Below are 17,188 nucleotides of genomic sequence, written 5' to 3' on the forward strand. Positions count from 1 at the left end.
TTGTCTCCGGTTCAGGCGTACAGCGGGTTCACTTTGTCGACAGCAATGCCGTACTTCTTGATGGCGTCGGCCACCTTGGCCGCGGGCAGCTTGCCGTCTTCACTCAAGGCCTTGAGTGCGGCCACAACGATGTAGTGGCGGTTGATTTCGAAGTGCTCACGCAGCTTGCTGCGGAAGTCGCTGCGGCCGAAGCCGTCGGTACCCAGCACCTTGTAGGTCCGGTCCTTCGGAATGAAGGGCCGGATCTGTTCGGCGTAGTTCTTCATATAGTCGGTGGACGCAACCACCGGCCCGGAGGTGGACGACAGCTGCTCCGCCACGAAGGGCACGCGCGGCGTCTCGGTCGGGTGCAGCAGGTTCCAGCGGTCGGCGTCCTGACCATCGCGGGCCAGTTCGTTGAAGCTGGGGCAGCTCCACACGCCGGCGCTCACGCCCCAGTCCTCCTCCAGCAGCTCCTGCGCGGCAATGCTCTCGCGCAGGATGGTGCCGCTGCCCAGCAGTTGTACGCTGGGCGCGTCCTTCTTCAGCGCGGGCGCCTGCTTGCAGTAGTACATGCCCTTGATGATCTGCTCCTCGGTACCCGGCTGCAGGCCCGGCATGGCGTAGTTCTCGTTGAGCAGGGTCAGGTAATAGAAAACGTTGTCCTGTTTCTCCACCATGCGCTTGAGGCCATGGTGCAGGATCACGCCCACCTCGTGGGCGAAGGTCGGGTCGTAGCTGATGCAGTTGGGGATCGTGCCGGCCAGGATGTGGCTGTGCCCGTCCTCGTGCTGCAGGCCTTCGCCATTGAGCGTGGTGCGCCCGGACGTGCCACCGAGCAGGAAGCCGCGCGCCTGCATATCGCCCGCCGCCCAGGCCAGGTCGCCGATGCGCTGGAAGCCGAACATCGAGTAGTAGACGTAGAACGGCACCATGATGCGGTTGCTCGTGCTGTAGCTGGTGGCGGCCGCGATCCAGCTGCTCATGCCGCCGGCTTCGTTGATGCCTTCCTGCAGGATCTGACCGGCCTTGTCTTCCTTGTAGTACATGACCTGGTCCTTGTCGACCGGGGTGTACTGCTGGCCCGCAGGGTTGTAGATGCCGACCTGGCGGAACAGGCCTTCCATGCCGAAGGTGCGCGCCTCGTCCACCAGGATGGGCACCACGCGCGGGCCCAGGGCCTGGTCCCGCAGCAGCTGCGTCAGGAAGCGCACATAGGCCTGCGTGGTGGAGATTTCGCGGCCTTCCGCCGTGGGATCGAGCACCGCCTTGAAAGTCTCGAGCGACGGGACCGTGAAGCTCTCATCGGCCTTCACGCGGCGCTTGGGCAGATAGCCGCCCAGCGCCCTGCGCCGCTCGTGTAGGTACTTCATCTCCGGCGTATCGTCCGCCGGCTTGTAGAACGGGATCTTCGGGAGTTCGCTGTCGGGAATCGGCAGGTTGAAGCGGTCGCGGAAGATCTTGATGTCCTCGTCGGTGAGCTTCTTGGTCTGATGCACCGTGTTCTTGCCCTCGCCCGACTTGCCCATGCCGTAGCCCTTGACGGTCTTGATCAGCAGCACCGTGGGCTGGCCCTTGTGGTGCACGGCCTTGTGGTACGCGGCATAGACCTTCTGTGGATCGTGACCGCCGCGCTTGAGGTTCCAGATGTCGTCGTCGCTGAGGTGGGCCACCATTTCCAGCGTCTTGGGGTCGCGGCCGAAGAAGTGCTTGCGCACGTAAGCGCCGTCGTTGGCCTTGAAGGCCTGGTAGTCGCCGTCGACCGTGTCCATCATGATCTTGCGCAGCGCGCCGTCCTTGTCGCGTGCGAGCAGGTTGTCCCACTCGCTGCCCCACAGCAGCTTGATCACATTCCAGCCGGATCCGCGGAATTCGCCCTCGAGTTCCTGGATGATCTTGCCGTTGCCGCGCACGGGGCCGTCCAGGCGCTGCAGGTTGCAGTTCACCACGAAGATCAGGTTGTCGAGGTTCTCGCGGGCGGCCAGGCTGATGGCACCAAGCGACTCCACCTCGTCCATCTCGCCGTCGCCACAGAACACCCATACCTTGCGGTTCTCGGTGTTGGCGATGCCACGGGCATGCAGGTACTTCAGGAAGCGTGCCTGATAGATCGCCATCAGCGGGCCCAGCCCCATGGACACGGTGGGGAACTGCCAGAACTCTGGCATGAGCTTGGGGTGCGGGTAGCTCGACAGCCCTTTGCCGCCGACTTCCTGACGGAAGTTGAGCAATTGCTCCTCGGTCAGGCGGCCTTCCAGGTAGGCGCGGGCGTAGACGCCGGGCGAGACGTGGCCCTGGATGTACAGGCAGTCGCCGCCATGGTTCTCGCTCTCGGCATGCCAGAAGTGGTTGAAGCCGGCCCCGAACATGTGGGCCAGCGAGGCGAACGAGCCGATGTGACCGCCAAGGTCACCCCCATCTTCGGGGTTGTGGCGGTTGGCCTTGACGACCATGGCCATGGCGTTCCAGCGCATGTAGGCGCGCAGACGCTCCTCGATTTCAATGTTGCCGGGGCAGCGCTCTTCCTGGTCCGGCTCAATGGTGTTGACGTAACCCGTGGTCGCGGAGAACGGCAGGTCGATGCTGTGCTGGCGCGCCTCTTCGAGCAATTGCTCCAGCAGGAAGTGCGCCCGCTCCGGCCCCTCCCGCTCGATCACGGCGCCCAGCGCCTCCATCCACTCACGCGTTTCCTGTGCGTCCAGATCACCCGCGCCACGGCCATTGAGTGCGTCGTTCGCTGCCATCGTTGTCTCCTGTTGATTGAATCGAGCTTACGGATGTGTTTCCGCAGTGTCACGGATTCTTCCATAAAAGTTTTCAATTTTCAACATATGCTTTGTCATTTCATATATTGAAATTCTAATCGCCATTCCTCAGTACCGCATGGCAGCAGAAGTCGTCGCCGTCTCGACCGAGGCAAGGACTTGTGAGGCCCTGCTCACGTAGACTTGCGGGCTCATGATTCCGCAACCCCACGCCCCGACATTGCCGCCAGCGCCCGCCAGGGCGGTGTGGTGGAAACGCTGGTGGCGGCGCCTTCCTCCGTCGCGTCAGGATCGATTTGCCACCCTGGGTCCGTTGCTGGCGGTACTGCTTTTTCTCTCTGCCATCGTGGTGGCCATCACCTACCTTCGCTATGAGGAACTGGAGCGCGAACAGGAGGCGGTGACGCGCGACGTCGAGTACGCTCAGCAACGCCTGCGCCTGCGCCTGCTCGAGCGCCAGGAGCAACTCATGCGCCTTGCACGCGAAGTCAGCAACAAGGACATCGCGGGCGACGAGTTCGAGTTCCAGGTGGAGTCACTGGTCAGCCAGTTCCCGGAGATGTTTGCGATCAGCTGGATCGACGGGCGGCGCAACGTATTGGCCAGCTACGCGTCCCCCAGCGCGCCCGCTAGGCTGATGCGTCCTGTTGGCAGCACGCTCTCACCGGGCGAGACCGATGGCTCCTTCGAGCTCGCACGAGACCTGCGCCAGCCCATCTATTCCCGCCCACTGGGAGAGGAACCCCGCAACGCCACACTGATGCTGCACGTGCCGTTCACCGAGCAAGGTCGGTTCGCCGGCACGATCATGGGGGAGTATTCGATCGACGGCCTGATGCGCTTCGGCATTCCGCCCGAGATCATGGCCCGCTACGCCGTGGCCTTGATGGACGACCGTGGCCACGTGCTGGCGGGAAGCCTGCAAACACCCACCACCGTGCTGCGGCTGCTGCCCTGGTCCAACCCGCCGCTGGAGCACGAGGTACCGGTTTCTCCCGTGGGCAACGGCCTGATCCTCAAGGCCCAGGGCTACCGCACTTCGCAAGACATCGTAGGCAGCGGTTTCTTCTGGGTGATCGGCGCGCTGTCCGCACTCACGGTCTGGATGCTCCTCGGCACCTGGCGGCACACCCGCCGGCGCGTGCAGGCCCAGCAGGCACTGGTGGCCGAGACCAACTTCCGCCGCGCCATGGAGAACTCCATGCTCACGGGCATGCGCGCGCTCGACATGCAGGGGCGCATCACCTACGTGAACCCCGCCTTCTGCTCCATGACCGGCTGGACCGAAGGCGAACTTGTAGGGCGTACCGCACCCTTCCCTTACTGGCCCGAGGAGGAGCACGACCAGCTCGCGGCCCGTCTGGAGGACGAACTGCGCGGCCGCTCCACGCCCGGCGGATTCGAAGTGCATGTGAAGCGCCGCGATGGCAGCATCTTCGACGCCCGCATGTACGTCTCGCCACTGATCGACCCCAAGGGTCATCAAACCGGCTGGATGACGTCCATGACCGACATCACCGAGCCCAAGCGCATCCGGGAAGAACTCTCCGCCTCGTACGAGCGGTTCACCACCGTGCTCGAGAGTCTCGATTCGGCGGTCTCCGTGGCCCCGCTCGGCAGCGACGAGATGCTGTTCGCGAACAAGATGTACCGCCTGTGGTTCGGCACCCGTGGTGCCGGCCACCGGCATCTGGTCGATCTGGCGGGCAACCAGCCCTCGCCCAGCCCGGACGACGGCGATGCGGTCGACTCGTTCGCCGGCATGCCCACCGACACCCTCACGGACGCGGGCGCCGAAAACGCCGAGGTGTTCGTGGAAGAGCTCGACCGCTGGCTGGAAGTGCGCACGCGTTACCTGACCTGGGTCGACGGGCGTCTGGCGCAGATGGTGATCGCCAGCGACATCACGCCACGCCGCTATGCGGAAGCCCAGGCATCGCGCCAGGCCGAGCGTGCGCAGACCGCCAGCCGCCTGATCACGATGGGTGAGATGGCTTCGAGCGTGGCGCACGAACTCAACCAGCCGCTGACCGCCATCACCAACTACTGCAACGGCATGATCACGCGCGTGAGCGAGCAGCGCATCAGCACCGACGAATTGCTGGGTGCGCTGGAGAAAACATCCCGCCAGGCGCAGCGTGCCGGTCAGATCATCCAGCGCATCCGCGCGTTCGTGAAACGCAGTGAACCCAACCCCAGCCCCTCGGACGTGGCCCAGATGGTGAGCAATGCCATCGAGCTGGCCGACATCGAGCTGCGCCGCCAGCAGGTCCGCCTTTCTCCCTACGTGGCTGCGCGAATGCCCAGCCTCATGGTCGATCCGATCCTCATCGAGCAGGTGCTGATCAACCTGCTGAAGAACGCGGGCGAAGCGATTGCGCAGGCTGGCCGCGCACCCGGCGAGCGCTACGTCGAGCTGCGCGTCGGACCGCGCCGCCTGGACGACGTCGACGTGGTGGAGTTCTCGGTGCGCGACTCGGGCAATGGCGTGCCCGACGAAATGATCGAACGCATCTACGAGGCCTTCTACAGCACCAAGAGCGAGGGCATGGGCATCGGCCTCAAGCTGTGCCGCAGCATCGTCGAGTCGCACCACGGCAGGATGCAGGTGCAGAACATCTACAATGGCGAGGAGGTGGTAGGCTGCTGCTTCAGCTTCTGGATCCCTGTGGTCTCGCGGCTGCAGACCCAAGACGTCGCGGCCGGGCCCGCCACAGAGCCGCTGACGGACACTGAAAGAGCGAGATGAGTTTGATCCCCAAAAAAGGCAGCGTCTACGTGGTCGATGACGACGAGGCCGTGCGCGACTCACTGCAATGGCTGCTCGAAGGCAAAGACTTCCGGGTCCGTTGCTTCGAATCGGCCGAAGCCTTTCTCAGCCGCTACGACGCACGCGAAGTCGCCTGCCTGATCGCCGACATCCGCATGGGCGGCATGACGGGCATGGAGCTTCAGGAGCGCCTGATCGAACGCCAGTCCCCCCTGCCCATCGTCTTCATCACGGGGCATGGTGACGTACCCATGGCGGTGGAATCGATGAAGAAGGGCGCGCTGGATTTCATCCAGAAGCCGTTCAAGGAGGACCAGCTGGTGGCCCTGGTCGAACGCATGCTTGAACACGCGCGCGAGGCCTTCGCAACCCACCAGCAGGCTGTGAGTCGCGATGCCTTGCTCTCCAAACTCACCAGTCGGGAAGCCCAGGTGCTCGAACGCATCGTGGCGGGTCGCCTGAACAAGCAGATCGCCGACGACCTGGGCATCAGCATCAAGACGGTGGAGGCCCACCGCGCCAACATCATGGAAAAGCTGGGCGCGAACACCGTGGCCGACCTGCTCAAGATCGCGCTCGGGCAGACGCCGGCCAAAGCCTGACCCACAGTTCCTCCTGCGACGCCCGCCGCTTCTGCCGCGGGCGTTTGTATTGTCCCAGCGAAAATGTTCACACCATGACCGCCCAGATCATCGACGGCAACGCTCTCTCCCGCCAACTGCGTGCCGATGTCAGTGCACGCGTCGCTGCGCTCAAGGCCAGGGGCATCACGCCGGGCCTGGCGGTGATCCTGGTGGGCGACAACCCCGCTTCGCAGGTCTATGTGCGCAACAAGGTCAAGGCCTGCGAGGACACCGGCATGCATTCGGTGCTGGAGCGCTGGCCCGCAACGCTGAGCGAGGCAGATTTGCTGGCCCGTGTCGATGCCATGAATCAGGACGCCACCGTCCACGGCATCCTGGTCCAGTTGCCTCTGCCCGCTCACATCGATGCCCAGAAAGTGATCGAGGCGATCTCCCCGGCCAAGGATGTCGACGGCTTTCACATGGCCAGCGCGGGAGCCCTCATGACCGGGATGCCCGGTTTCTGGCCCTGCACGCCCTATGGGTGCATGAAGATGCTGGAGAGCATCGGCTATGAACTCAGGGGTAAGCATGCGGTGGTGATCGGGCGCAGCAACATCGTCGGCAAGCCCATGGCATTGATGCTGCTGCAGAAGAGTGCCACGGTCACCATCTGCCACAGTGCCACCAGCGATCTCAAGGCAATGACGCTGCAGGCCGACGTGATCGTCGCCGCCGTGGGCAAGCGCAACGTGCTCACCGCCGACATGGTCAGGCCCGGAGCCGTGGTGCTCGACGTCGGCATGAACCGCAACGACGAAGGCAAACTCTGCGGCGACGTGGACTTCGACGGCGTGAAAGAGGTGGCCGGCTGGATCACACCCGTGCCCGGCGGCGTGGGCCCCATGACCATCACCATGCTGATGGTCAACACACTCGAATCGGCCGAGCGCCTCGTCGCCTAGGTTGGACGGGGCGCGCTCAGGCGCCAAAGCACCACGCCCACGCACAACCACTGCCCCAGCACCATCGCCGAGCCCACACCGTGCCACAGGCGCAGGTCGCCACCGCTGGCGCGCGCGGTGACGATGTTCTGAGCGACACCGAACTCCTGCAGCAGGGCAAGCAGCATGGCAAACAGCACGAAGCCGATGGTGGTGAGTGCTGGTGCAGAGATGGTCGAGCCCCCCGTGCTGCGCCACCGGCGCAGGATCGTCAACAGCGCCAGACCCAGCACCAGGCCCGCCCAGCACTGCAAGCTGAAGACGCGCGCGGCCACGGGCCCGGCAACGGCCGGTCTGCCCAGGCTGGCGAACAGCAGCGGCACAGCCAGAAAGCTCAGCGCACTGATACCACCCCACCACAGGGCAGCGATCAGCACAGCAAGGCGCTGCAGAGGCATCAGGCGTAGCGCACGGCCACGATTTCGTAGTGCCGCACGCCGCCCGGCGCCTGCACCTCGGCAACCTCGCCCTCTTCCTTGCCGATCAGCGCGCGCGCAATCGGGCTGCTGATGTTGACGAGGCCGAGTTTGAGGTCGGCTTCGTCCTCGCCCACGATCTGGTAGGTCACTGCGGCTCCGCTATCTTCGTCTTCCAGCTCCACCGTGGCGCCGAACACCACACGCCCGCCCGCGTCCAGCGCGGCGGGGTCGATGATCTGGGCGGCGGAGAGCTTGCCCTCGATCTCCGCGATGCGGCCTTCGATGAAGCCCTGGCGGTCCTTGGCGGCGTCGTATTCGGCGTTCTCGCTCAGGTCGCCCTGCGCGCGCGCTTCGGCAATCGCATTGATCACCCAGGGACGGTCCACGGTCTTGAGGCGGTTGAGCTCTTCCTTGAGCTTTTCGGCGCCGCGTTTGGTGATCGGAATGGTGGCCACGGTGACGTTCTCCTACAGGCTGCGGCGCTTCGCCGGCACAAAAGCAAACCGCCGGGCGTTGCCGCTCGGCGGTGTTCATGAAAAGCCATTATGCCGCGAAAGAATCCGGCGCCCAAGCAGGCGAACGCATGTCAATCTCGCCCGGCTTCCTCGATCTTGCGCGCGAGCAACTCCGGGTTGGTGAAGCACAGCTCGTGGCTGCCCGGGCAGGCCACCAGACGGTACAGGCCCAGCCGCTCCGACAGCCGCGGGTGCCAGGGAAGGCTGTGAGGCATCGCGGTATCTTCGGTGCACAGCAGATAGCTTTTTCCGATGGGCTTGGTCGCCAGCTCGCTCTGCAATTGGACCGGTTCGGTAAAGGTCCGGTAGGGCTGGAGGTTGAGCGAATCGAAGGCGCTTTGCGCAAGGGCCGCGTCGGCGTCGTTGATGAATGCTTCCCGCCAGATCGGGTACGGCAGCATCACGGCGTTCCCGTTCGCGGCGGCGATCCCGTCGAACAGTGCCTTGTAGTGCGGTGGAACCATGTCGTTGAGGCACTCACCGTTCAGGGGAACGAATGCGTTCCAGTACACCAGCCGCGCGATGCGCGCGGGCACCACGTCGGCGGCCTTGCTGATGACCATGCCGCCATAGCTGTGGCCCATCAGGCGAACGCCGTGCAGGTCGTTCTGCACCAGATAGTCCACCAGCGACTGGGCGGCTTCGCTCAAACCCATCGTGGCACGGTCGTCGCCCGCGCGGTTGCCGGCCAGCGTGGGGCAATGCACGGAGTGGCCGCGCTCGCGCAGATGCCGGGCAACCGGTTCCATCTCCGCGCCGGTGTGCCAGGCGCCGTGCACAAGCACATAGGTATCTGCCATGTCTGTCTCCTCGGGTTGCCAGTCCCGACAGGATGTCGGGACAACCGGGAGAAGCATATGCAGACATCAGGGGGCGAAATGGCCTGCCTGTGCCACCCTGATGGCCATCGCGTGCCAGGCGCGGGGCCTCAGTGCGTCAGGCGGAGGCGACGCCAGCGCGCGGGCGTGGCGCCGAATTCTCGCTGGAACTCGCGCACGAAGTGCGAGGCGTCCACAAAGCCGCAGCGCCGCCCCAGCTCGGCCACCGTGACACCGGACAGGCGGGGCTGCGCCAGCAACTGCGCGGCGCGGACCAGACGCTGCCGCCGCAATTCCAGTGCAAAGCTGGTAGCGCCTGCGGCAAAAGCCCGATGCAGCGTGCGCACGGAAACGCCGAGTTCTGCAGCCACACCGGTCGCCGCAAGACCAGAGACATCCAGGCGCTCCTGGAGCAGGCGTCGCGCCCGCGCCAGCAGGCCATGGGCGGCGGGCGTGGTCATGATCGACGACGGCTCGATCGCTGCGGCGAGCATGGCACCGAGTTGATCGCTCAACAGCTCGGCCGGGTAGCGAGCCGCCAGCAGCGGTTCGTGCGCAAACTGCAGGGTCAGGCCCGACAGAGCGCGTCCCCAACCCTGATCGCGCCGTGCCACGCGCGGCAGAGCATCGTCCACTTTGGCCAGCCATTGGCCGACCCAGGCGCGCGGCAGTTGGATGGACATCACCGCGACCGATTCCGGAAAGTGCAGTTCGTACAACTGGGCCGAATCGACCAGCACCAGGTCACCGGGTCGAAGTCCCACCCGGTGGCTCCCCTGTCGCACATGCCAGGGCGCCTCGCGCTGCGCGATCAGGTAGAACGGATGCTGCGCGCTGCACGCAATACCGGCACGGGTGCGGAAAACGTCCTGCGTCGACGCCTCGACCTGGTTGAACGAAAGGGCCCCCACCTCCACGCTCGTCAGTTGCCCTTCAAACACGGGCGCCTGCCGGGAGCTGCAGTCCATTTCCAGGAACGCCTCGCAAATCGCACCGACCCAGTAGTCCAGCCGCCGGGGTGCGTCCACCCGATCGGTGGACCACCTGCGTGCGATGTGGTGATCCGGAGTCTGGCCCATGTCCATGGGCCGCAATGTAGCGTGCGGAACTCTCACCCAGTGCTGGCGCAAACCCGCAGTCCGGAAGACCGCGGGAACGCCAGGAGCCGGATCAGAGTTGCGCGTGCATCTCCTGCACCGAGATCACGCCCAGCTTGTCCAGGTACTTCATGCCTTCCACGGCGGCTTCCGCGCCGGCAATGGTGGTGAAGGTGGTCACGCGCGCCAGAAGCGCGGAGGTGCGGATCGCGCGCGAGTCGCTGATGGCGTTGCGGCGCTCCTCCACCGTGTTGATCACCAGCACGATGTCACCGTTCTTGAGCGCATCGACGATGTGCGGGCGACCTTCGGTGACCTTGTTGACCGTCTGCACGGCAATGCCGGCGGCGTCGATCGCCGCGGCCGTTCCGCGCGTGGCCACCAGTTCGAAGCCCATGGCCACGAGCTCGCGGGCAACGTCCACCGCGCGCGGCTTGTCACCGTTCTTCACCGTGAGGAACACCTTCCCGGAAGTCGGCAGGCGCGTACCGGCCCCCAGCTGGCTCTTCACGAACGCCTCGCCGAAGGTCTTGCCAACGCCCATCACTTCGCCGGTCGACTTCATCTCGGGGCCGAGGATGGTGTCCACACCGGGGAACTTTACGAACGGGAACACTGCCTCCTTGACGCTGAAGTACGGTGGCGTGACCTCGGCGCCGATGCCTTGCGCGTCAAGCGATTGGCCGGCCATGCAGCGCGCAGCAACTTTGGCCAGCTGAATGCCTGTGGCCTTGGATACGAAGGGCACGGTGCGCGAGGCGCGCGGGTTCACTTCGAGCACGAAGATCACGTCCTTCTTCACGCCGTTCTCTTCCACCTCCTGGATCGCGAACTGCACGTTCATCAGGCCGACCACGTTCAGGCCCTCGGCCATGGCCGCCGTCTGCCGCTTGAGTTCGTCCACGGTGGCCTTGCTCAGGTAATACGGCGGCAGGGAACAGGCGGAGTCGCCACTGTGCACCCCGGCCTGCTCAATGTGCTCCATCACGCCACCGATGAAGACGCGGCCCGTGGCGTCACGAACAGCGTCCACGTCGCACTCGATGGCGTCGTTGAGGAAGCGGTCAAGCAGCACCGGCGAGTCGTTGCTCACCTTGACCGCCTCGCGCATGTAGCGTTCCAGGTCGCGCTGCTCGTGCACGATCTCCATGGCCCGGCCACCCAGCACGTAGCTCGGGCGCACCACCAGGGGATAACCCAGCGCAGCGGCCTTCTCCAACGCCTCCGATTCGGCTCTGGCGGTGGCGTTGGGGGGCTGACGCAGGCCCAGGGTGTGGAGCAACTGCTGGAAACGCTCGCGGTCTTCGGCCGCGTCGATCATGTCCGGGCTGGTGCCGATGATAGGCACGCCCGCGGCCTCCAGGCCGAGCGCGAGCTTGAGCGGCGTCTGGCCCCCGTACTGCACGATCACGCCCAGGGGTTTTTCCTTGTCGACGATCTCCAGCACATCTTCCAGCGTGAGGGGCTCGAAGTACAGGCGATCGCTGGTGTCGTAGTCGGTGGACACGGTCTCGGGGTTGCAGTTGACCATGATGGTCTCGTAACCGTCCTCGCGCATGGCGAGCGCGGCATGCACGCAGCAGTAGTCGAACTCGATGCCTTGCCCGATGCGGTTGGGACCACCACCGAGGACCATGATCTTCTTCTTGTTCGTGGGCTCGGCCTCGCACTCACCGTCCCCGTGGCCTTCGTAGGTGGAATACAGGTACGCCGTGTCGGTGGCGAACTCGGCGGCGCAGGTGTCCACGCGCTTGAACACCGGGCGGATGTTCTCGGCAATGCGCCGCTCGCGCACGGCCTGGTCGTTGGTCTTGAGCAGCTTGGCCAGGCGGCGATCAGAGAAGCCCTTCTTCTTCAGACCACGCAGCGTTTCAGCATCGATGGCCTCCAGGCTGGTTTTCTCCAGCGCCAGCTCGATCTTCACGATCTCTTCGATCTGCACCAGGAACCAGGGATCAATCTTGGTGAACTGGTGAACCTCTTCCATCGTCCATCCGGCAGCGAACGCGTCACCAACGTACCAGATGCGGTCAGGGCCAGGTTCACCGAGCTCGCGCTCCAGTGTCTCGCGGTCCTGCGTCTTTTCGTTCATGCCGTCAACGCCGACTTCCAGGCCGCGCAACGCCTTCTGGAACGACTCTTGAAAGGTGCGACCCATGGCCATGACCTCGCCCACGCTCTTCATCTGCGTGGTCAGGCGGCTGTCGGCAGTAGGGAACTTCTCGAACGCGAAACGAGGGATTTTGGTGACCACGTAGTCAATGCTCGGCTCGAAACTCGCGGGCGTTGCGCCGCCCGTGATTTCATTGCGCAACTCGTCCAGTGTGTAGCCGACGGCCAGCTTGGCCGCGACCTTGGCAATGGGGAAGCCTGTCGCTTTGGAGGCCAGCGCCGACGAGCGGGAGACGCGCGGGTTCATCTCGATGACGACCATGCGGCCATCCTTCGGATTGATGGAGAACTGCACGTTGGAGCCACCGGTGTCCACGCCGATCTCGCGCAGCACGGCCAGTGAGGCGTTGCGCAGGATCTGGTACTCCTTGTCGGTCAGCGTCTGGGCGGGCGCCACGGTGATCGAGTCACCGGTGTGCACGCCCATAGGATCCAGGTTCTCGATCGAGCAAACGATGATGCAGTTGTCCGCCTTGTCGCGCACCACTTCCATCTCGTATTCTTTCCAGCCGAGCAGCGATTCCTCGATCAACAGCTCGTTGGTGGGCGATGCTTCCAGGCCGCGCTTGCAGATGGTCTCGAATTCTTCCGGGTTGTAGGCGATGCCGCCCCCCGTACCGCCGAGTGTGAAGCTGGGGCGAATCACCACGGGGAAACCCACCGTCTTCTGCACGCCCCAGGCCTCTTCCATGCTGTGCGCGATGCCCGAGCGCGCCGAGCCCAGACCAATTTTGGTCATGGCGTCCTTGAACTTCAAGCGGTCCTCCGCCTTGTCGATCGCCTCGGGCGTGGCGCCGATCAGCTCCACGTCGTACTTCTCGAGCACGCCGTGGCGCCACAGATCGAGCGCACAGTTCAGCGCCGTCTGCCCGCCCATGGTGGGCAGGATCGCAAACCCGCCCTGGACCAGCGGGCGCTCTCTGGCGATGATCTTCTCGACCGTCTGCCAGGTGATGGGCTCGATGTAGGTGACGTCGGCCGTGGCCGGGTCGGTCATGATGGTCGCAGGGTTGCTGTTGATCAGCACCACGCGGTAGCCCTCCTCGCGCAGCGCCTTGCAGGCCTGCACGCCGGAGTAATCGAACTCACAGGCCTGGCCGATGATGATCGGGCCGGCGCCGATGATGAGGACGGTTTGTATATCGGTTCTTTTGGGCATGGTTCGCGGTGGGTGTGCGCCGGCTCAGGCGGTGGCGGGCACGCGGGCCTGCATCAGGTCGATGAAACGGTCGAACAGGTAGCCGATGTCGTGGGGGCCGGGCGAGGCTTCGGGGTGACCCTGGAAGCAGAACGCCGGCTTGTCGGTGCGGGCCAGGCCTTGCAGCGTGCCGTCGAACAAGCTCACATGCGTGGCGCGCAGCGTGGCTGGCAGCGACTTCTCGTCGACCGCGAAGCCGTGGTTCTGACTGGTGATGCTCACGCGGCCATTGTCGAGGTCCTTGACGGGATGATTGGCCCCGTGGTGGCCAAACTTCATCTTGAAGGTTTTCGCCCCGCTCGCCAGCGCCAGGATCTGATGGCCCAGGCAGATGCCGAAGGTGGGCACGCCAGATTCGATGATTTCGCGCGCTGCGGTGATGGCGTAGTCGCATGGCTCCGGGTCGCCCGGGCCGTTCGAGAGGAAGACGCCATTGGGCTTGAGCTTGAACACATCGGACGCGGGCGTCTGCGCCGGCACCACGGTGATCTTGCATCCGCGCGCGCTGAGCATGCGCAGGATGTTGTGCTTCACGCCAAAGTCGTAGGCCACCACGTGGAAACGCGGCGCGATCTGCTCGCCATAGCCAAAGCCGAGCTGCCACTCGGTCTGTGTCCAGGCATAGGGCGTCGTGGCAGACACGACCTTTGCCAGGTCGGTGCCCGCCATGTTCGGTGCGGCTTTCGCGGCGGCCAGGGCCGTGGCGCGGTGTGTCTCGGTAATAGCCTCACCGGCGGGCAAGGCGAGGATGCAACCGTTCTGCGCACCGTGCGTGCGCAGTCGACGCGTGAGCGCACGGGTGTCGAGGTCGGCAATGGCCACCGTGCCTTCGCGCTGCAGGTACTGGGAGAGGGTCTCGCTGCTGCGGAAGTTGGAGGCCAGCAGAGGCAGGTCTTTGATGATCAGGCCGGCGGCGTGGACACGGCTGGCTTCCACGTCTTCGGCGTTGGTGCCGGTGTTGCCGATGTGCGGATACGTGAGCGTCACGATCTGCCGGCAGTAACTGGGATCGGTGAGGATTTCCTGGTAGCCGGTGAGCGCGGTGTTGAACACCACCTCGCCCGCCGTCTGGCCGGTGGCGCCAATGGAAATGCCTGTAAAGACCGTGCCGTCGGCGAGCGCGAGAAGGGCTTTCGGGTGGACGGGAAGCACGGAATTCTCCAGAGTGGGGCTGCAACGCCCTCGCGCCGGCGGCAGGTGCCGCGCAGGCTTCGCGCCCGCCTCACACCAGGCCTGTGCCGGGCAGAAACAGATCGAAAAACCTGGGGTGAAAAGCCGGGGCGCGCAGGGTTTGCGCCGATTGCGGGTAAACCCCGGAATTATAGCCCGGCGCTGCCGTCGGCCATGCGCTCAGAGGGCCCGAAGCGCTGCGCTCGCGTGCAGGCAGATGGCGGCGGCGGCGGCCACATTGAGCGACTCCTCGCCACCCGGTTGCGCGATGCGCACAAACCCATTGGCGCGTGCCGTCAGCGCCGCACCGACCCCCTGCCCTTCATGACCCAGGACCCAGGCACAGGGCCATGGAAGACTGGCTTCGTGCAGCCAGTCACCCTGGTGCGAACTCGTCACGAGCAGTGGCACATCGAGACCAGCGAGGTCAACTTCAAGCAGGCCCTCGATCAGGCGCAGGCCGAAGTGCGCGCCCATGCCGGCACGCAACACCTTCGGCGACCACAGTGCGGCCGTCCCCTTGAGCGCAAAGACCTGGCCAAAGCCGAAAGCCGCCGCGCTGCGCAGGATGGAGCCGACGTTGCCCGGGTCCTGCAAACGGTCGAGCACCACGGTGGCCGCGCCAGCCTGCGGTGTGACGGCCGCAGGCAGATGCCACACAAACCCCACGCCCGCAGGGGACTCGAGCCCGCTGATGCCGGCCATCAACGCATCGGGCACGACGACGATCTGCTGGGCCGCATCGCGCAAGTCGTGGGGCGCCTGGGGCCAGAACGATTCAGAGAAGACCGCGGTGGCAGGTCGATGCCCGCGGGCCAGCAGGGCGCGGCACAGGTGGTCGCCTTCCAGCCAGACCTGCCCCTGCTTTCGGTATGCGGTGCTGTCGTGCGCCAGCAAGCGCAATCGCTTGAGCAGCGGGTTGTCGCGCGAAGTGATGACGGTGGGCACGGCGGTCATGGCGCTGCTTCGCGATCGGTGGCCGGCTCGGCCAGTGCCCGCGCCACCGGTGCAAACGAACGGCGGTGCACCGCGAGCGCACCGTGCATCCGAAGCGCCTGCATGTGCTGCGCCGTGCCGTAACCCTTGTGACGATCAAAACCATATTCAGGGTGCTGCAGATGCAACTCGCACAGCAAGCGGTCGCGCGTGACCTTGGCGAGGATGGAGGCGGCGGAGATCGCCGGCACCAGCGCGTCTCCCGAGACGATGGCTTCGGCCAGCACGTCCAGCGGCGGCAGGCGGTTGCCATCCACAAGGACTTTGGTTGGCTTGAGACGAAGGCCAAGCACCGCGCGGCGCATGGCCAGCAGGGTGGCCTGCAGGATGTTGAGCCGGTCAATTTCCTCGACCGAGGCCTGGGCCACGCAGCAGCACAGGGCCTTGGCGCGAATCTCGTCGTACAGGCGCTCGCGCCGCGACGCGCTGAGCTGCTTGGAATCGGAGAGCCCCTTGATGGGTGCACGGTCATCGAGAATCACGGCGGCCGCGACCACCGGTCCGGCCAGTGGCCCGCGCCCGGCCTCATCCACGCCCGCGAGCAAGCCCGGAGCATCCCAGACCAGGGACGCCTGCTCAGCTTTCAAGAACTTGTTCGATCGCATCGGTCGCCAGTTGAGCGGTGTCGCGTCTCAGCGCATGGTGCAGCGAGGTGAACCGCTGCTGCAATGTGTGGATTTTCGCTGGTGCATCGAGCCATTCGGTCACCGCCCGGGCGAGCGCCTCAGGCGTGGCCTGGTCCTGCAGCAGCTCGGGGACCACGAACTCGCCGCACAGGATGTTGGGCAGGCCAACCCAAGGCTGCAACTGCTTGCGCCGCATGATCTGCCACGAAAGCCAGTTCATGTTATAGGCGACCACCATCGGCCGTTTGAACAGCGCAGCCTCCAGGGTTGCCGTGCCGCTGGCAATCAGCGTCACGTCGCATGCGGTCAGCGCCGTGTGCGACTGCCCGTCCAGCACCTGGAGTGCTTCGCCCAGCCCCGCCATGCGGGCTTCGGCCTCGATGCGGGCTCGCAACGATGGCAACGCCGGAACGACAAACCGCAGGTGGGGACGTTCGCGAAGCAACAACGTGGCGGCCCTGAAAAAGCGCTGCGCCAGGTACTGGACTTCGGATGCCCGGCTGCCCGGGAGGATGGCCACCACCGTGTTTTCGTCGCGCAATCCCAGCGTGGCCCGCGCAGCCGTGCGATCTGGCGCCAGCGGTATCACGTTCGCCAGGGGGTGCCCCACATAGGTGGCGGCAATATCGTGCCTCGCCAGCAAATCGGGTTCGAACGGAAAGATGCACAGCACATGGTCGGCGCTGCGGCGGATCTTTTCGACTCGATCGGCACGCCAGGCCCAGACCGAGGGGCACACAAAATGCACGGTGCGCACCCCGGCACCCTTCAGGCTTGCTTCCAGGTCGAGATTGAAATCTGGGGCATCCACACCAACGAACACATCGGGCCGCTCTGCGGCGAGCAGACGACGCCGCAGTTGCTCGCGGATGCCCACGATTTCACGGTAGTGTCGAAGCACCTCGACGTAGCCACGCACCGCCAGCTTCTCGCTGGGCCACCAGGCCTCGAACCCCTGTGCTGCCATCTGGGGTCCGCCAATACCAAAGGACTGCAGATCGGGCCATCGTTGCTTGACGCCCCCCAGCAGCAAGCCCGCCAGCAGATCACCCGACGTCTCGCCCGCCACCAGGGCAAAACGCTTGGAGGAATTCAT

13 protein-coding genes are annotated in these 17,188 nt (G+C 65.1%); 3 read left to right on the top strand and 10 right to left on the bottom strand.

Annotation, left to right across the window (positions count from 1 at the left end; translation table 11 throughout):
- Window positions 1–11 precede the first annotated feature (11 nt).
- Entirely contained in the window at window positions 12–2,723 is a 2,712-nt protein-coding gene (gene aceE / locus AB7P10_RS10790) for a pyruvate dehydrogenase (acetyl-transferring), homodimeric type (RefSeq protein ID WP_428293851.1), read from the bottom strand.
- A 214-nt stretch (window positions 2,724–2,937) separates the two neighbouring features.
- Here aceE and AB7P10_RS10795 point away from each other — a divergent pair, with 214 nt between their 5' ends.
- The 3 genes from AB7P10_RS10795 to folD all read left to right on the top strand — a co-directional run bounded on the left by AB7P10_RS10795 (window position 2,938) and on the right by folD (window position 7,042).
- A complete protein-coding gene (locus AB7P10_RS10795) occupies window positions 2,938–5,493 on the top strand; it encodes a PAS domain-containing sensor histidine kinase (protein WP_428293852.1) in 2,556 nt (851 codons plus the stop codon).
- Window positions 5,490–6,116 carry a response regulator transcription factor gene (locus AB7P10_RS10800; RefSeq protein ID WP_297651090.1) on the top strand — a complete coding sequence of 209 codons (627 nt, stop codon included), beginning with the start codon at window positions 5,490–5,492 and terminating at the stop codon, window positions 6,114–6,116. The genes AB7P10_RS10795 and AB7P10_RS10800 overlap by 4 nt, the downstream gene beginning before the upstream one ends.
- Before the next feature lie 74 nt (window positions 6,117–6,190).
- Window positions 6,191–7,042: a bifunctional methylenetetrahydrofolate dehydrogenase/methenyltetrahydrofolate cyclohydrolase FolD gene (gene folD / locus AB7P10_RS10805; protein ID WP_428293853.1), complete on the top strand. Its 852-nt coding sequence runs from the start codon at window positions 6,191–6,193 to the stop codon at window positions 7,040–7,042.
- Here the strand turns inward: folD and AB7P10_RS10810 are convergent.
- The 9 genes from AB7P10_RS10810 to lpxB form a co-directional block, all read right to left on the bottom strand.
- On the bottom strand, window positions 7,039–7,479 hold the full coding sequence (locus tag AB7P10_RS10810; RefSeq protein ID WP_428293854.1) for a DUF4149 domain-containing protein: 441 nt from the start codon (window positions 7,477–7,479) through the stop codon (window positions 7,039–7,041). The two genes, folD and AB7P10_RS10810, sit on opposite strands and share 4 nt — an antisense overlap.
- Window positions 7,479–7,955, bottom strand: coding sequence for a transcription elongation factor GreA (gene greA / locus AB7P10_RS10815; RefSeq protein ID WP_428293855.1), 477 nt, complete (start codon window positions 7,953–7,955; stop codon window positions 7,479–7,481). The genes AB7P10_RS10810 and greA overlap by 1 nt, the downstream gene beginning before the upstream one ends.
- 131 nt (window positions 7,956–8,086) lie before the next feature.
- Window positions 8,087–8,815, bottom strand: coding sequence for an alpha/beta fold hydrolase (locus AB7P10_RS10820; RefSeq protein ID WP_428293856.1), 729 nt, complete (start codon window positions 8,813–8,815; stop codon window positions 8,087–8,089).
- A gap of 128 nt (window positions 8,816–8,943) precedes the next feature.
- Window positions 8,944–9,918 (bottom strand): helix-turn-helix domain-containing protein, encoded by a 975-nt coding sequence (locus AB7P10_RS10825; RefSeq protein ID WP_428293857.1) that lies wholly within the window; start codon window positions 9,916–9,918, stop codon window positions 8,944–8,946.
- A gap of 85 nt (window positions 9,919–10,003) precedes the next feature.
- Complete coding sequence (gene carB, locus AB7P10_RS10830; protein WP_428293858.1) at window positions 10,004–13,261, bottom strand: carbamoyl-phosphate synthase large subunit; 3,258 nt, start codon at window positions 13,259–13,261, stop codon at window positions 10,004–10,006.
- A gap of 24 nt (window positions 13,262–13,285) precedes the next feature.
- Window positions 13,286–14,452 (bottom strand): glutamine-hydrolyzing carbamoyl-phosphate synthase small subunit, encoded by a 1,167-nt coding sequence (gene carA / locus AB7P10_RS10835; RefSeq protein ID WP_428293859.1) that lies wholly within the window; start codon window positions 14,450–14,452, stop codon window positions 13,286–13,288.
- A 198-nt stretch (window positions 14,453–14,650) separates the two neighbouring features.
- The gene (locus AB7P10_RS10840; protein ID WP_428293860.1) at window positions 14,651–15,427 is read right to left on the bottom strand and encodes a TrmH family RNA methyltransferase; all 777 of its coding nucleotides are present in this window, start codon (window positions 15,425–15,427) and stop codon (window positions 14,651–14,653) included.
- Window positions 15,424–16,071 (bottom strand): ribonuclease HII, encoded by a 648-nt coding sequence (rnhB, locus tag AB7P10_RS10845; RefSeq protein ID WP_428293861.1) that lies wholly within the window; start codon window positions 16,069–16,071, stop codon window positions 15,424–15,426. The genes AB7P10_RS10840 and rnhB overlap by 4 nt, the downstream gene beginning before the upstream one ends.
- Window positions 16,043–17,188 (bottom strand): lipid-A-disaccharide synthase, encoded by a 1,146-nt coding sequence (lpxB, locus tag AB7P10_RS10850; protein ID WP_428293862.1) that lies wholly within the window; start codon window positions 17,186–17,188, stop codon window positions 16,043–16,045. Before lpxB ends, rnhB begins: the two co-directional genes overlap by 29 nt.

This window comes from Hydrogenophaga sp., assembly GCF_050182545.1.
Taxonomy (GTDB): Bacteria; Pseudomonadota; Gammaproteobacteria; order Burkholderiales; family Burkholderiaceae_C; genus Hydrogenophaga.

Bases quoted from the DNA above. Each gene is read 5' to 3' on its own strand.
- aceE (WP_428293851.1), bottom strand. From the start codon at position 2,723: ATGGCAGCGAACGACGCACTCAATGGCCGTGGCGCGGGTGATCTGGAC.
- folD (WP_428293853.1), top strand. From the start codon at position 6,191: ATGACCGCCCAGATCATCGACGGCAACGCTCTCTCCCGCCAACTGCGT.
- AB7P10_RS10800 (WP_297651090.1), top strand. From the start codon at position 5,490: ATGAGTTTGATCCCCAAAAAAGGCAGCGTCTACGTGGTCGATGACGAC.
- lpxB (WP_428293862.1), bottom strand. From the start codon at position 17,188: ATGAATTCCTCCAAGCGTTTTGCCCTGGTGGCGGGCGAGACGTCGGGT.
- carB (WP_428293858.1), bottom strand. From the start codon at position 13,261: ATGCCCAAAAGAACCGATATACAAACCGTCCTCATCATCGGCGCCGGC.
- AB7P10_RS10810 (WP_428293854.1), bottom strand. From the start codon at position 7,479: ATGCCTCTGCAGCGCCTTGCTGTGCTGATCGCTGCCCTGTGGTGGGGT.
- AB7P10_RS10795 (WP_428293852.1), top strand. From the start codon at position 2,938: ATGATTCCGCAACCCCACGCCCCGACATTGCCGCCAGCGCCCGCCAGG.
- AB7P10_RS10820 (WP_428293856.1), bottom strand. From the start codon at position 8,815: ATGGCAGATACCTATGTGCTTGTGCACGGCGCCTGGCACACCGGCGCG.
- AB7P10_RS10840 (WP_428293860.1), bottom strand. From the start codon at position 15,427: ATGACCGCCGTGCCCACCGTCATCACTTCGCGCGACAACCCGCTGCTC.
- AB7P10_RS10825 (WP_428293857.1), bottom strand. From the start codon at position 9,918: ATGGACATGGGCCAGACTCCGGATCACCACATCGCACGCAGGTGGTCC.
- rnhB (WP_428293861.1), bottom strand. From the start codon at position 16,071: ATGCGATCGAACAAGTTCTTGAAAGCTGAGCAGGCGTCCCTGGTCTGG.